The organism is Pedobacter duraquae (assembly GCF_004362245.1).
GTDB lineage: Bacteria > Bacteroidota > Bacteroidia > Sphingobacteriales > Sphingobacteriaceae > Pedobacter > Pedobacter duraquae.
In genome coordinates this window covers 788010-802729 of the sequence record NZ_SNWM01000003.1, presented here as the reverse complement: position 1 = coordinate 802729, position 14720 = coordinate 788010, and the positions used below count along the sequence as shown (strand labels likewise).

Sequence of the window (14720 nt, the reverse complement as noted above, 5' to 3'; positions counted from 1 at the left end):
GTTTGGGTCCAAATGGTTTGAATACCTGTATGTTTTACGGGATACAAAGATATAATCAATACTAATGCCATCAAGATCTTCGTGTCAAAATGACATTAGTTCAACTTGTAGTTTACAATGTCTAAAGTGGTTAGCTGCTCTAAAAAGTGATTATTAGGGTTAATTTTGAGTGATTTGGAAGGTAAGTCTAACAACACCCCCTGCTCACGATCGAAAACAGCGAAGTTGAGCTGGCAATTTTGCTGCTCAGTAGTGGACTTATTGTCTTCTATTAAGCTGTTTATACCGGAAATAAAGTCATCATCTATACCCTCAATCGGGATTTGTATCGTAATGCATTTAGCCAATTTATCTCGGAGCTCTGAAAGCAACGCAATAGAAGTAATTTTAAACTCCCAATCTCCTTCCTTTCTAAATCTCTCACCTACGCGCCCTCTGATCTGCAGGAAATAACCATCAGTAAGGAACTGTTTAAACTTGATGAAATCATCGCCAAACAAGGCAAGTTCACAACTTTCATCATAGTCTTCGAACATGATCGTTCCGAAAGGCTTGCCTGTTTTAGTCATGCGTTGTGCCGCAGCAACAACGAGGCCCCCTACTACAAGCTCACGGTTTTTGAGCGACTCAAAATCCATCAGCACATCTTCATTCATATCCCCGCTTCTGATTTTATTAACGATGCTGAGGTGTTTAACACTGTGTTGGCAGAAATTAGTGAGTTCAAAACGATAGTTATCAAGTGGGTGTCCACTGAGGAAGATACCTATGGCATCTTTCTCGTATTTTAAGCGATCTATCAGGCTCCATTCAGGCGATACGGGTAAGCTAGGCTCAGTGATCAGATCGGCTACAGTACCTCCAAACAAAGAAGATTGCGACGAAGATTCATTGTTCTGAAAATCATTTGCATACTTGATCAGTTTCTCAATGCCATTCATCTTATCGGTCATGCCTAAAAAGAAATACTGGGCTCTATGGAAGCCAAAGCCATCAAAGGCACCGCTATATACAAAACTCTCGTAGGCCTTTTTATTTACAGTCCTGGTATTTGCACGTTTGGAAAAATCATGTACACTAACGAAGGGACCGTTAGTTCTACGTTCTTCAATGATACTTTCTACCGCTTTCTCACCTACCCCCTTTACGCCTGATAAACCAAACCGTACTTCTCCTTTTTCATTTACAGAAAATTTAATATCCGATTCATTAACGTCGGGTCCAAGTACCTGAACGCCCATTTGCCTGCATTCCTCCATAAAGAAAGCTACTTGCTTAATGTCGCTCATGTTATTGGATAGTACAGCAGCCATATATTCAGCAGGATAATGTGCTTTCAGGTAAGCTGTTTGATAGGCAATCCATGCATAGCATGTAGAGTGTGATTTATTAAAAGCGTACGAAGCGAACGCCTCCCAGTCTTTCCAGATCTTTTCCAAAGTTGCCGGATCATGTCCCTTTTTTGCTGCCTGATTAACGAAGCGTGGCTTCATCTTATCCAATACATCCTTTTGTTTCTTACCCATGGCCTTACGCAGAACGTCGGCCTCACCCTTGGTAAAATCTGCAAGCTTTTGCGATAAAAGCATCACCTGCTCCTGATATACTGTAATACCATAGGTTTCTTTCAGGTATTCTTCGCAAGCGTCCAAATCATATTTAATCTCTTCCTCACCGTTTTTACGCTTAACGAAACTTGGAATATACTCGAGTGGTCCCGGACGGTACAATGCGTTCATGGCAATCAAATCTCCGAAAACGGTAGGCTTGAGCTCTTTCATGTACTTCTGCATACCATTGGATTCGTATTGAAAAATCCCGATGGTTTCTCCACGCTGGAAGAGCTCGTAGGTTTTAACGTCATCGATAGGGAACTCATCGGGATCGAGCTGTATACCTGTACGGAGTTTGACCAGCTTAACTGTATCCTTAATTAAGGTTAGCGTTTTCAGACCCAAAAAGTCCATCTTCAGCAAACCAGCACTTTCAACAACAGAGTTATCGAACTGAGTAACGTATAGGTTAGAGTCCTTTGCCAACGCAACAGGGACGAATTTGGTAATATCATCTGGTGTAATGATCACACCGCAGGCATGAATACCTGTATTTCTTAACGATCCCTCCAGAATTTTAGCTTGCATGATGGTCTCAGCACTTAAATTCTTAGCGCCGGCCATTGCCTTTAGCTCCAGTACTTTTTCGTACTCATCGGCACGCAAGCCACCTTTTAACGCTTTTTCGTCAAGTGTGAAGATCTTGGCCAGCTTCATATTTGGGATAAGCTTAGCAATCTTATCGGCTTCGAAAAGCGGGAGATCAAGTACACGGGCAGTATCTCTGATGGATGATTTTGCCGCCATGGTACCGTAGGTAATAATCTGGGCTACCTGGCTTTCTCCGTATTTAGTGATTACATAGTCCATTACCCTACCCCTGCCTTCATCGTCAAAGTCAATATCTATATCGGGCATTGATACACGATCCGGATTAAGGAAACGCTCAAAAAGCAAGTCATATTTTATTGGGTCGATGTTGGTAATCCAAAGGCAATAGGCAACTACAGAACCCGCTGCCGAACCCCTTCCAGGCCCCACAGATACATCTAGTTTCCGGGCCATTGCAATAAAATCCTGTACGATAAGGAAATATCCCGGGTACCCGGTTTTCTCGATAACCTTGAGTTCAAAGTCGAGCCTCTCGTCAATCTCCGGAGTGATTACTCCATATCTTCTTTTAGCACCTTCATAGCTCAGGTGTCTGAGGTATAAATTCTCTCCGCGTTTGCCGCCATCAGACTCATCTTCAGCAACAAGAAACTCTTCAGGAATACCAAATTTTGGTAACAGGACTTCCCGTGCCAGTTTATAGATTTCGATTTTATCTACAATCTCCTGTGTGTTGATAATTGTTTCCGGTAGGTCCTTGAATAAGGATTTCATCTCATCGGGAGACTTAAAATAATATTCCTGATTTGGAAGTCCATAGCGATATCCACGTCCGCGACCTATCGGCGTTGCCTGCTTTTCGCCATCTTTTACACAGAGTAAAATATCATGTGCATTGGCGTCCTTTTTATCAATGTAATAGGTATTATTTGTAGCTATAAGCTTAACATCATGCTTGCGCGCCAGCTGAATCAATGATTTATTGACAATATCTTCGTCCTCCTGTTGGTGACGCATCAACTCAATATAGAAATCGTCGCCAAACTGCTCTTTCCACCATAGCAGGGCTGCTTCGGCCTGTTTCTCTCCAAGGTTTAGTAATTTACTGGGCACCTCGCCATACAGGTTTCCAGAAAGCACGATGATATCTTGCTTATATTCCTCGATAACTGCCCTGTCGATTCTAGGCACATAATAAAATCCTTTGGTATAGGCTATGGACGACATCTTTGCGAGGTTGTGATAACCTTGCTTATTTTTTGCCAGTAATACTACCTGATAACCATTGTCTTTTTTACTTTTATCGAGGTGATTTTCGCAAACAAAAAATTCACACCCCACGATGGGTTTAAGAATAGTTTCCGTTGGTTCTGCTCCACTTTCTACTGCTGCCTGATTTTTTGCGTCCGCAGCTTTATTGTGGTTGAGCACCTGATTTACAAAATGGAACGCTCCCATCATATTGGCATGATCGGTCATAGCCACGGCAGGCATTTTGAATGCTGCAGCTGTTTTTACCAGGTCGCCCAGGTTTATGGTTGACTGCAAGACGGAAAATTGCGTATGGTTATGCAGATGGGCAAAATTGGCACCACTAAGTTCCGCAAGATTATCTTGAAGTACCTTTTTAGAAATGTCACCACCTTCTGCCGCCTGATTACGTTTCCTGATTTGATCAGAAGCTGCTTTTAAGTTTATATGCGTTATACCAGCACCCTGGATAACGCCGGGATTATGTTCTTTAAATGATTGGAAGTAGGAAGGATCTAATCCTAACTCCTGAGGTTTAAAAACATCGATCTTTAAGAGTTGGAAAAAGCATCGCGTTGTTGCTTCCACATCGGCGGTCGCATTATGGGCTTCAGAAAACGGAATGCCAAAAAGGTACCCATGTAATTCAGTAAGCGTAGGTAATTTAAATCTACCTCCCCTACCTCCAGGTAATTTTAAGAGATCGGCAGTGGTTTCGGTACAGGTATCCAATACTTTCATCTCTGCAAGCGGACTTTCTACACCAAAGCGGTATAGCTCGGATCCCATGATGTTGATGTCGAATCCAATATTTTGGCCTACTACATAACTAGCCTTTGCCAAAACGGCATTAAACTCTTCAAGAACAAAAGATAAGTCAACCCCTTGCTCCATGGCAAGATCTGTGGAGATACCGTGTATTTTTTCTGCGTCATAAGGAATATTAAATCCTTCTGGTTTAACAAGATAATCCTGATGTTCAATTAAAACACCATATTGATCATGTAGCTGCCACGCAATCTGAATACAACGCGGCCAGTTATCCGTATCAGAAACAGGTGCATTATAGTTACGCGGTAAACCCGTGGTTTCGGTATCAAAAATTAAATACATAGAAGGATGCTAAATCAATTGAATCAAAAAGATCTTAAAGAGCGCCACATAGCGTGCTCAAAAATGGTGATTCAAATTTACTGATTTTAGCCTCAGGATTTAGCAAAAAACAGAAGAGTTTTTACTTTCAGACCAGCGATGTCTCGCGGGCTGATTTGACATGATGTTGAGAAACCAACCGCGACGTATCATAACCTTTTGAATGACAGCGATCAATTATTTCATCTAATAGCTCCTTATCCAGAAATGGTTTCCTGGACATAATAAATAAGTATTTATTTTCCGGATGACCAACTACAACATAGGAATAATCCTCTGCCAGTTCAATTACCCAATAGTCAGTTTTAAAGGGCCACAAGAATTGTGCTTTGTATTCTGCATTGTTAGTTCCTTTGACAACAAATAGTTTAGATCTGATGTATTTTTGTTTATCATCTCCATCAACTTTATAGGTTGTAAATACTGCATAATAACCATCTGGATGAATTACGTATGTTTCTGTAGTTTGCCGCCAATGTTTATCCAGGAAAGTTGGTATAGAATATAATGAGTACCATTTCCCTGCATAAGACATTATATCAACTTTTTCTACAGGTGAATTTTCCATGACCATTTTCCTTATTATGCTATTATTAAGCAAATGTAAATTCTTTATCATAAAACCCCGGAGCAGAAATAAAGTTTTAAAAACGATTTTTTTAACCTAACCGAAATCGATACCTTCGGATGGATGTAAATGAGATTTTTATAAATTCCAAGTACGAATTAAACCAGCAAATTAAACATAAAATCATGAAGATAACGGTAGTAGGTGCAGGAGCAGTGGGCGCAACATGCGCAGATAATATTGCTAGAAGAGAACTGGCAGAAGAACTCGTTTTACTTGATATCAAAGAGGGCTTTGCTGAAGGCAAGGCTATCGATATGATGCAGACTGCCGCACTCTTAGGCTTTGATACTAAGGTTACCGGCGTGACTAATGACTACAGCAAAACAGCAGGTTCGACGGTTGCAGTAATTACCTCAGGATTACCTCGCAAACCGGGAATGACCAGAGAAGAACTAATCGGCATCAACGCGGGGATTGTTAAGGGCGTAGCTGAAAATATACTTAAATTTTCTCCTGAAGCGATTATTATTGTGATCAGCAATCCGATGGATACTATGACCTATCTTGCGCTTAAATCGTTAGGCATACCTAAGCATAGAATCATTGGGATGGGCGGAACCCTCGACAGTGCACGCTTTAAATACTACCTCAGTGTTGCGCTGCAGTGCAATCCAAACGACCTCCAAGGGTTCGTTATCGGTGGACATGGTGATACCACAATGATTCCTTTAACAAGATATGCCACGTACCAGAGCTTACCTGTTTCAGAATTGCTAGATCAGGCTACCCTGGATAAAGTTGCTGCCGATACAATGGTTGGCGGTGCAACGCTTACAGGCTTATTGGGAACTTCAGCATGGTACGCTCCCGGAGCAGCTGGTGCTGCACTTGTTGAAAGTATTGTAAGAAATGAAAAGAAATTATTTACGTGCTGTGTAGCCCTCGATGGCGAATATGGACAAACAGACATCTGTTTGGGCGTACCGGTAATCATCGGAAGTGATGGGTGGGAATCTATTATAGACTATAAGCTTAACGAACAGGAACAAGCAGCTTTCAATAAGAGTGCAGATGCTGTGCGAAACATGAATAGTGTATTAACTGAAATGAAACTGATTTAATGGGATGCCGAACACTATAATTCCCCTTACGCTTATTAATCTTAATGACGACGGTTTCCACCTATTGGTGGAAATTGTTGTTTATAGAGAAAAACACTTAGTTGTGTTAGATACAGGCGCATCCCGTTCGGTATTTGATATTACTTTTACAGATCAGTTTGCAATAAAACCATTGACTGATGACGATTTAGTTGCTGATGAAAATTTTGCTACCACACTGTTCAGTACCTCAAACACAGTAGTTGCTACCTTTCCGCAATTAAAGATTGGCAGGATGGTTCTTTCTGAATATGCCGCGGTGGCATTGGACCTCAGTAGCGTAAACGAAGCTTATGAACAACTGGGGCACCCAAAAGTAGCAGGGATCCTGGGTGGCGACATTCTCTTTAAGCATGCGGCAAAAATTGATTATAAGCGGTTAAAACTTATATTGAGTTACTAGTATAGATATAAACGAAAGCGGCCTGTAAATTAATTACAGGCCGCTTTCTTATAATGAGATACTTTGGTTAAGCATCAATCTTCGCGTATTTCGCGTTTCTTTCAATGAAATCTCTACGTGGAGCAACCTCATCACCCATTAACATAGAGAAGGTATGATCGCAATCAGCAGCATTCTCAATAGTAGCCTGCATCAGCGTCCGGTTCGCCGGATTTAATGTGGTATCCCATAACTGCTCAGCATTCATCTCACCCAAACCTTTGTAACGTTGGATGTGCACGCTTTCTTCTTTACCAGCTCCTTTTAAGCGCTGAACAGCAGCATCACGTTGCTGATCATTCCAGCAATATTCTTGCTCTTTTCCTTTTTTAACAAGGTAAAGTGGCGGCGCAGCTATATAAACGTAACCAGCTTCGATCAATGCTTTCATGTAACGGAAGAAGAAAGTCAGAATCAATGTAGTAATGTGTGATCCATCAATATCCGCATCCGTCATGATTACGATCTTGTGATATCTTAATTTAGTAATATTTAAAGCTTTGTCATCTTCAGGAGTTCCAATACTCACGCCTAAAGCGGTAAACATATTTTTGATCTCATCATTCTCATAGATCTTATGCTCCATAGCCTTTTCAACGTTCAGAATCTTACCCTTTAATGGTAGAATAGCCTGAAAGTTACGGTCGCGGCCCTGCTTAGCAGTACCACCCGCGGAGTCTCCCTCTACCAGGTAAAGTTCACATTTCTCAGGATCACTATCAGAGCAATCGGCAAGTTTACCGGGTAAGCCAGAACCACCCATTACAGATTTACGCTGTACCATCTCACGGGCCTTACGTGCAGCGGCACGGGCTGTAGCAGCAAGAATTACCTTACCAATGATCAGCTTAGCCTCTCTTGGATTCTCTTCAAGGTAGTTGTTCAATGCTTCGCCAACGGCAACATCTACAGCACCCATTACTTCCGAGTTACCCAACTTGGTTTTAGTCTGTCCTTCAAACTGAGGCTCCTGTACTTTTACAGAAACTACAGCCGTAAGTCCTTCCCTGAAGTCATCACCGGTAATTTCGAATTTCACATTTTTCAATAATCCGGATTTGTCAGCATACGCTTTTAACGTACGGGTAAGTCCTCTTCTGAAACCTGCAATATGCGTTCCACCCTCGTGGGTATTAATATTATTTACATACGAGTGCACATTTTCAGCATAGCTGTCATTGTACTGCAATGCAAGTTCTACAGGAATCCCATTTTTTAAACCCTCCACGTAGATCGGTTCTGCGATCAATGAAGGACGGTTGCCATCCAGAAACTGTACAAACTCTTTTAAACCACCTTCAGAAAGGAAGACCTCAGAAAGAAAATTTCCTTCTTCATCTGTTTCACGTTCGTCAGTGAGCGTCAGACTGATTCCTTTATTCAAGAAAGAAAGCTCTCTTAAACGGGAAGCTAAAGTATCATAACGGTATTCTGTAGTCTGTGTGAAGATCTCAGGATCAGGAGTAAAAGTGATTATTGTACCTCTTTTATCTGTATCTCCAACAACCTTTACATCGTACTGTGGTTTCCCTTTTTCGTATTCCTGTACCCATAGTTTTCCTTCACGGTTAACTTCCGCTTTCAAATGTGTAGATAGTGCATTCACACAACTTACACCTACACCATGCAAACCTCCAGAAACCTTATAGGTGTCCTTATCAAACTTACCACCGGCATGTAGCACGGTCATAACGATCTCTAAAGCTGATTTCTTTTCTTTTTGCATCATGCCGGTCGGGATTCCCCTACCGTTATCTTCAACTCTGATGGAATTATCCTTCAGGATATTTACTGTAATTGTATCCGCATGTCCGGCAAGTGCCTCATCGATTGAGTTATCTACAACCTCATAAACAAGGTGGTGTAAACCTTTAACTCCGGTATCTCCTATATACATCGAAGGGCGCTTACGCACCGCTTCCAAACCTTCTAATACCTGTATATTATCTGCCGAATAATTTGACTTTGGATCTTTTTCTTCGCTCATAAATTTTAATAAAACAATTAGATTCAAAAATAACCATTTTAGCCCAATTACCGGCAAATGTGGATAACTATTTGCCTTAAAACAACCAAAATATGACCTAAAAAATGGAGTTATTTAGGATACTAAATTTGAAATTTTATATTTGCTAAAAATTATCATTTACAGGCTCGTGCAGAGACATAATAAAGCGCCGATGAATTAGCACGAACGATTTGTGATGAGCAGATAAAAAGTAAAAAAACAACAAACATATACATGAGATTAAACACTTTACAACTAAGCAAAATCGCTACAGCGGTTGCATTAGTTTCAGTAATGGCAGCTTGCCAGAACAAAGACAACGGAGCAGCTCCGGCATCTAAAAAAACAGAATCATCTTCGGTAGATAATAAAGATCAAATCGTTTACGTAAACTCTGATTCATTATTAACTAAATATCAATATTTCAAAGACCTGAAAGATAAACTTGATACGAAATCTAAAGCTGCGCAAGCGGATATGGGTGCAAAAACTCAGGCGTTCCAAAGGGAAGTTGCACAATATCAACAACAACAAAATACTTTACCTGCTGATCAGAGAGCTGCCACAGAGCAAAGATTGCAACGTAAACAACAAGAACTTCAGGCTTATCAGCAAAATGCTGGTTCTGCATTGCAAAATGAGCAGGCAACAGAGCAGGAAAAGTTATACGACAAAGTTGCAGATTACCTGAAAACTTATGCTAAGACTAAAGGTTATAAAATGGTGCTTACCTACTCTAAAGGTAACAGCGCTATTTTATTTGCTGATGAAACTTTAGATATCACAAGCGAAGTTATCGTGGGTTTGAACGAAGCTTACAAAGCCGATAAAAAATAATTCTCTAATTTCATAGACTAAATGCCCTAAATTTTTAGGGCATTTTTTTTGCTCTAATTTTAACTATGGATATAAATAACCAGATCGATCACGAGAAATTCATGCGTATTGCAATTGAGTTTTCAGAGAAGAACGTAACAGAAAGTATTGGCGGACCATTTGGTGCTGCAGTAGTTAAGAACGGGGAATTGATCGCCGCCAGTGGCAACAGGGTAACGTCTACCAACGACCCAACCGCTCACGCTGAGGTGTCGGCAATTCGCCTGGCTTGCGATAAACTGCAAACGTTTGACTTGAGTGGCTGCGTAATCTATACCAGTTGTGAGCCTTGCCCTATGTGTCTGAGTGCTATTTACTGGGCCAGGATCACACACATCTACTATGCAAATACCAAGATAGATGCTGATAAGATTGGATTTAGTGATAAATTCATTTATGAAGAAATCGAAAAACCCATGCATGAACGTGCTATCCCAATCGTACAGATGCTACGTGATGAAGCACAACAAGCTTTCAAGCTATGGGACCAATCAGCAATGAAAATCGATTATTAAAGATCTTTTTTAACTCCGTCATCGTCAAACATTGTATCGTTGAGATCGTCGATCTCACGCCTGTCACGTTTAGTTGGCCGCCCCGCCCCTCTGTCTCTTTGCAGAGTGGGCGCATGGAACATAGATTTATAAGCAACAGTTTCCTCCAGTGGAGTGATATCTTTATATTTAGTGACAGCTATTTTTGCTTCCACGCGAGTGTGTAGCAGCTCAACAACTTCAATCACTTTTTTCTCTATCCCTTTCGACACCTGATAAATTTCTCCAACCTTCACAATGGCCGAAGCTTTAAGATTTTGGCCGTTGAGCTTTACTCTACCCGCCTTACAAGCTTCGGTAGCCAGACTTCTAGTCTTGAAAAGACGGATAGCCCAGAGGTATTTATCGATACGTAACTTTTCCTGTTCAGTCATAAAAAATCAAAAATACATAAGAAAACATCGCTCAATACATAAAATTGATTTATTTTGTCGAAAATTAAAATTAATCATGATAGCAGAATTAAAAAAGTTGGTAGAAGCCGCGTGGGAGGATAGAACTTTATTAGAATACAATCAGTATGCAGAAGCAATTGAGACTACAATTATGCAACTGGATAAGGGAGAGCTTCGTGTAGCTGAACCGGTATTGAATTCCTGGGGAATAAATGAATGGGTAAAAAAAGCTGTGATTTTATATTTCCCGATCAGACAAATGCAGGAAATTGAAGTTGGCCCTTTTGTTTTTCATGATAAAATGAAACTTAAAACCAATTACAAGGAACTTGGCGTACGCGTAGTTCCTCATGGTATTGCAAGATATGGTGCTTACCTTGCCAAAGGGGTAATACTTATGCCTTCTTATGTAAATATCGGCGCTTATGTTGATGAGGGCACTATGGTAGATACCTGGGCTACTGTGGGATCCTGTGCACAAATTGGTAAACATGTACACTTAAGTGGTGGTGTTGGTATCGGAGGTGTTCTGGAGCCTATTCAGGCTGCTCCGGTAATTATTGAAGATAACTGCTTCCTGGGTTCAAGAGCAATCGTAGTAGAAGGTGTACGCGTAGAAAAGGAAGCTGTGTTAGGTGCTAACGTAGTATTAACTGCTTCTACAAAAATCATCGATGTAACTGGTGATACACCAATTGAATATAAAGGTATTGTACCAGCTCGTTCTGTGGTAATTCCTGGTACTTACGCGAAGAAGTTCCCTGCGGGAGAATATCAAGTTCCTTGTGCCTTAATTATTGGAAAACGCAAAGAGTCTACAGACCTGAAAACATCTCTTAATAATGCATTAAGGGAACATAATGTAGCCGTTTAATGAAAGTTGGTTTTGATGGAAAAAGGGCTGCGAACAATCTGACGGGACTGGGTAATTACAGTCGCTCATTGATTGAACAACTCGTTTCTTTTTTCCCTCAAAACCGATATTTTATTTATACACCTAAAATTAAAAGCAATCCTCAGATTGCTTCTTTTTTTTCCCAAGAACAGGTCGAGTTAAAGCTACCGGTTAAAAAAAGCTTTTTATGGCGCATGTTTGGGATTAAATCACAGCTAAAAGATGACGATATAGATATTTTTCATGGCCTGAGTCATGAACTGCCTTATGGGATCAGAACAACCGGCATACCGTCGATCGTTACTATTCATGATCTCATATTTTTAAAATTTCCAGCGTACTACAAATACCCTGACCGTATCATTTATACTTTTAAAAGTAGGTATGCCTGCAAAGTATCCGATGGCATTATAGCGATCAGCGAAACCACCAAACAGGATATTATTGAGCATTATCACATTCCCGCTGAAAAGATACAGGTTATCTACCAGTCCTGCGATGATGCTTTCAAGCAAAAATTCGCAGAAAGCAGACTTCAGGACATCAAGATAAAATACAAACTTCCAGAAAAATATATCCTGAACGTTGGCACAATTGAAGATCGTAAGAATCTGCGTGTACTGATCCGCGCGTTAAGAAATGTGCCGGATTCTCATATACTTTTGGTTATTGGTAAAGAAAAACCCTATGCAGAACTCGTGAAAAGGGAAATCAAATTGCTCGGGTTAGAAAACCGCGTGAAGTTTTTAAAAAACATACCCTTTGCAGATCTGCCGGGCATTTATCAGTTGGCTGATGTATTTGTCTATCCATCTTTTTATGAGGGATTTGGAATCCCTATTATCGAAGCACTGTATTCTGGTGTACCGGTTATTGCCGCTTCAGGCTCTTGTTTGGAGGAGGCTGGAGGCCCATCAAGCTTATATTTTCATCCATCAGATGATATTAGGCTATCAGAATTAATTAACCAGGTGATCAACGATCCAAAGAAACGCGAAATGATGGTTGCTGATGGAATGACATTTGTAGAAAAATTCGATGCTTTGACTGTTTCGACGCAGTTGATGGACTATTATAACCAAATCTCCAGATCCGGCCTGCTGACCTCAAAATTTTAGCTTAAATTTACAACATGTTTAAAAAAGATCTAGAGTCTGCATTATCCGTATTAAAAAACGGGGGCGTGATCCTCTATCCTACTGATACTGTATGGGGGTTGGGCTGTGACCCTGCTAATCCTGAAGCTGTGGAACGCATAAATACGATCAAACAGCGCACTGCTGATAAAAGCTTTATCATTTTACTAGACACTGATTCCAAGATACAGAGCTATGTTAATGATGTACCTGAAGTAGCATATGATCTTATTGAGTTTGCTGAGCATCCCCTGACAGTTGTCTTTTCTAATGCCAAAAATCTAGCACCTAACGTGATTAATCCCGATGGAAGTGTTGGCATTAGAGTGGTTAGACACGAGTTTTGCAAACAGCTCATACAGCGCTTTCGTAAACCACTCGTATCAACGTCCGCAAATATTTCAGGTCGCCCGACACCCGAATCTTTCGCAGATATTGATCAAGAGATAATCGACCTCGCGGATTACGTGGTGGAAGCTGAACAGTTTGAGGTGACGAAAAACAAACCTTCTACAATCATAAAAATTGGCCCTGGAGGCGAGTTTTCCTTTATAAGAAAGTAAGTTTTATTACTTTTGCAAAAACTGCTCGGTCTCCAGCTGAATGATCATCCATAGAACTGTGTAATAACGCAGACAAACGACCAAGGGATTTATAGCCGGGTAAATAACAGACACCAATGAAAGAATATATACAGCATCCTGTTTTCACTGTTTTAGCTGATATAGCGCAAAGCAATCAAATTGAAGCATACGTGATCGGAGGTTTTGTTCGTGATTTGTTGTTAAAACGGCCGTCTAAAGATATTGACATCGTTATCCTGGGCAACGGAATAGACTATGCTGAGTTGGTTGCTAAAAAACTGAACACTAAACTTAGCGTATTTAAAAATTTCGGCACCGCTATGCTAAGATATCAGGATTTGGAAATTGAATTTGTTGGAGCAAGAAAGGAGTCGTACCGTGCTGATTCCAGAAAACCTATTGTGGAAAATGGAACTATCGCAGACGATCAACTGAGGCGCGATTTCACAATTAATGCGTTGGCCATTTCCTTGAATAAAGAAAATTTGGGCGATCTGGTCGATCCTTTTGACGGAGTAGCTGATTTACAACATCAATTGATTCGGACACCACTTGAGCCTGAAGCCACATTTTCTGATGATCCATTAAGAATGATGCGTGCGATACGGTTTGCATCGCAGTTAAATTTCACAATCGACGCTAAAGCACTCGAAGCGATCAGTCAGCAAAAAGAGCGCATCAGCATTGTGTCTAAGGAACGGATCACAGATGAATTAAATAAGATCATTTTGTCTAAAGTTCCCTCGGTTGGATTTAAGTATTTATTTGATACTGGACTATTGCATATTATTTTCCCACAGATGGCTAATTTATATGGAGTAGACATTATAAATGGTAAAGGACACAAAGACAATTTTTACCATACCTTGCAAGTTCTGGATAACATTTGCGGAGCAACAGAGGATCTGTGGTTAAGATGGGCCGCAATCTTACACGACATCGCTAAACCTGCTACTAAGCGATTTGAAGAAGGGCATGGCTGGACATTCCACGGTCATGAGGATAAAGGTGCCAGAATGGTTCCTCATATTTTCGGACAGCTGAAACTGCCGCTCAATGAGAAAATGAAATACGTTCAGAAGTTAGTACAGTTACATTTACGCCCGATTGTGCTTGCCCAAGAGGTAGTGACAGATTCTGCTGTACGCCGTTTACTTTTTGATGCCGGGGAAGATATTGAAAGTCTGATGATACTCTGCAATGCTGATGTCACAACGAAGAACGACTATAAGATTAAGAAATATAGAAACAACTTTGAGCTGGTCAAACAAAAACTCAAGGATGTGGAAGAACGTGACAAAGTCCGTAATTGGCAACCGCCTATTTCCGGAACAGACATCATGGAAGTCTTTGGATTAAAAGCTGGCAAGGAAGTTGGGCTCCTTAAAAATGCAATACGTGAGGCTATCCTGGAAGGCGAGATTACAAACAGCTACGATACCGCTTTGCAGTTTATGCTGAATAAAGCCAAGGAATTTGGATTAAAACCGGTATCACATCAATAGGATACTGAAGAATATATTTTATTTTT

Annotated in this window: 12 protein-coding genes; 8 read left to right on the top strand and 4 right to left on the bottom strand. The window is 40.7% G+C overall.

All coding sequences use genetic code 11. The features are described 5' to 3' along the window. Positions 1-95: 95 nt before the first annotated feature. On the bottom strand, positions 96-4529 hold the full coding sequence (gene dnaE / locus CLV32_RS15180; protein WP_133556976.1) for a DNA polymerase III subunit alpha: 4434 nt from the start codon (positions 4527-4529) through the stop codon (positions 96-98). A 127-nt stretch (positions 4530-4656) separates the two neighbouring features. Further along, a complete protein-coding gene (locus CLV32_RS15175; RefSeq protein ID WP_133556974.1) occupies positions 4657-5136 on the bottom strand; it encodes a lipocalin family protein in 480 nt (159 codons plus the stop codon). A 185-nt stretch (positions 5137-5321) separates the two neighbouring features. On the opposite strand from CLV32_RS15175, the gene CLV32_RS15170 reads away from it, so the two are divergent. Together CLV32_RS15170 and CLV32_RS15165 are read left to right on the top strand one after the other, a co-directional pair. Further along, positions 5322-6260 (top strand): malate dehydrogenase, encoded by a 939-nt coding sequence (locus tag CLV32_RS15170; protein ID WP_133556972.1) that lies wholly within the window; start codon positions 5322-5324, stop codon positions 6258-6260. Positions 6261-6264: 4 nt separating this feature from the next. Then, positions 6265-6702 carry a pepsin/retropepsin-like aspartic protease family protein gene (locus CLV32_RS15165; protein ID WP_133556970.1) on the top strand — a complete coding sequence of 146 codons (438 nt, stop codon included), beginning with the start codon at positions 6265-6267 and terminating at the stop codon, positions 6700-6702. Positions 6703-6769: 67 nt separating this feature from the next. On the opposite strand, the gene gyrB is transcribed toward CLV32_RS15165, so the two are convergent. Continuing rightward, positions 6770-8728 carry a DNA topoisomerase (ATP-hydrolyzing) subunit B gene (gene gyrB / locus CLV32_RS15160; RefSeq protein ID WP_133556968.1) on the bottom strand — a complete coding sequence of 653 codons (1959 nt, stop codon included), beginning with the start codon at positions 8726-8728 and terminating at the stop codon, positions 6770-6772. A gap of 255 nt (positions 8729-8983) precedes the next feature. Here gyrB and CLV32_RS15155 point away from each other — a divergent pair, with 255 nt between their 5' ends. Then, positions 8984-9586: an OmpH family outer membrane protein gene (locus CLV32_RS15155; protein WP_133556966.1), complete on the top strand. Its 603-nt coding sequence runs from the start codon at positions 8984-8986 to the stop codon at positions 9584-9586. A gap of 65 nt (positions 9587-9651) precedes the next feature. Next, a complete protein-coding gene (locus CLV32_RS15150; protein WP_133556965.1) occupies positions 9652-10140 on the top strand; it encodes a nucleoside deaminase in 489 nt (162 codons plus the stop codon). Here CLV32_RS15150 and CLV32_RS15145 read toward each other — a convergent pair. After that, positions 10137-10553 (bottom strand): RNA-binding S4 domain-containing protein, encoded by a 417-nt coding sequence (locus CLV32_RS15145; protein WP_133556964.1) that lies wholly within the window; start codon positions 10551-10553, stop codon positions 10137-10139. The two genes, CLV32_RS15150 and CLV32_RS15145, sit on opposite strands and share 4 nt — an antisense overlap. A gap of 76 nt (positions 10554-10629) precedes the next feature. Between CLV32_RS15145 and CLV32_RS15140 the strand changes: the two genes are divergently transcribed. From CLV32_RS15140 to CLV32_RS15125, 4 genes are all read left to right on the top strand, one after another. Continuing rightward, on the top strand, positions 10630-11448 hold the full coding sequence (locus CLV32_RS15140) for a 2,3,4,5-tetrahydropyridine-2,6-dicarboxylate N-succinyltransferase (RefSeq protein WP_208111017.1): 819 nt from the start codon (positions 10630-10632) through the stop codon (positions 11446-11448). Next, positions 11448-12587 carry a glycosyltransferase family 4 protein gene (locus CLV32_RS15135; protein ID WP_133556963.1) on the top strand — a complete coding sequence of 380 codons (1140 nt, stop codon included), beginning with the start codon at positions 11448-11450 and terminating at the stop codon, positions 12585-12587. Before CLV32_RS15140 ends, CLV32_RS15135 begins: the two co-directional genes overlap by 1 nt. Positions 12588-12601: 14 nt before the next feature. Then, positions 12602-13168: an L-threonylcarbamoyladenylate synthase gene (locus CLV32_RS15130; protein ID WP_208111016.1), complete on the top strand. Its 567-nt coding sequence runs from the start codon at positions 12602-12604 to the stop codon at positions 13166-13168. Positions 13169-13284: 116 nt separating this feature from the next. Continuing rightward, positions 13285-14694, top strand: coding sequence for a CCA tRNA nucleotidyltransferase (locus tag CLV32_RS15125; RefSeq protein WP_133556961.1), 1410 nt, complete (start codon positions 13285-13287; stop codon positions 14692-14694). The last annotated feature ends 26 nt before the right edge of the window (positions 14695-14720 follow it).

What these genes read in the sequence shown, in the direction of transcription:
- dnaE (WP_133556976.1), bottom strand. Translation starts at nt 4,529, where the DNA reads ATGTATTTAATTTTTGATACCGAAACCACGGGTTTACCGCGTAACTAT.
- CLV32_RS15140 (WP_208111017.1), top strand. Translation starts at nt 10,630, where the DNA reads ATGATAGCAGAATTAAAAAAGTTGGTAGAAGCCGCGTGGGAGGATAGA.
- CLV32_RS15175 (WP_133556974.1), bottom strand. Translation starts at nt 5,136, where the DNA reads ATGGAAAATTCACCTGTAGAAAAAGTTGATATAATGTCTTATGCAGGG.
- CLV32_RS15125 (WP_133556961.1), top strand. Translation starts at nt 13,285, where the DNA reads ATGAAAGAATATATACAGCATCCTGTTTTCACTGTTTTAGCTGATATA.
- CLV32_RS15130 (WP_208111016.1), top strand. Translation starts at nt 12,602, where the DNA reads ATGTTTAAAAAAGATCTAGAGTCTGCATTATCCGTATTAAAAAACGGG.
- CLV32_RS15165 (WP_133556970.1), top strand. Translation starts at nt 6,265, where the DNA reads ATGCCGAACACTATAATTCCCCTTACGCTTATTAATCTTAATGACGAC.
- CLV32_RS15145 (WP_133556964.1), bottom strand. Translation starts at nt 10,553, where the DNA reads ATGACTGAACAGGAAAAGTTACGTATCGATAAATACCTCTGGGCTATC.
- CLV32_RS15135 (WP_133556963.1), top strand. Translation starts at nt 11,448, where the DNA reads ATGAAAGTTGGTTTTGATGGAAAAAGGGCTGCGAACAATCTGACGGGA.
- CLV32_RS15170 (WP_133556972.1), top strand. Translation starts at nt 5,322, where the DNA reads ATGAAGATAACGGTAGTAGGTGCAGGAGCAGTGGGCGCAACATGCGCA.
- gyrB (WP_133556968.1), bottom strand. Translation starts at nt 8,728, where the DNA reads ATGAGCGAAGAAAAAGATCCAAAGTCAAATTATTCGGCAGATAATATA.
- CLV32_RS15150 (WP_133556965.1), top strand. Translation starts at nt 9,652, where the DNA reads ATGGATATAAATAACCAGATCGATCACGAGAAATTCATGCGTATTGCA.
- CLV32_RS15155 (WP_133556966.1), top strand. Translation starts at nt 8,984, where the DNA reads ATGAGATTAAACACTTTACAACTAAGCAAAATCGCTACAGCGGTTGCA.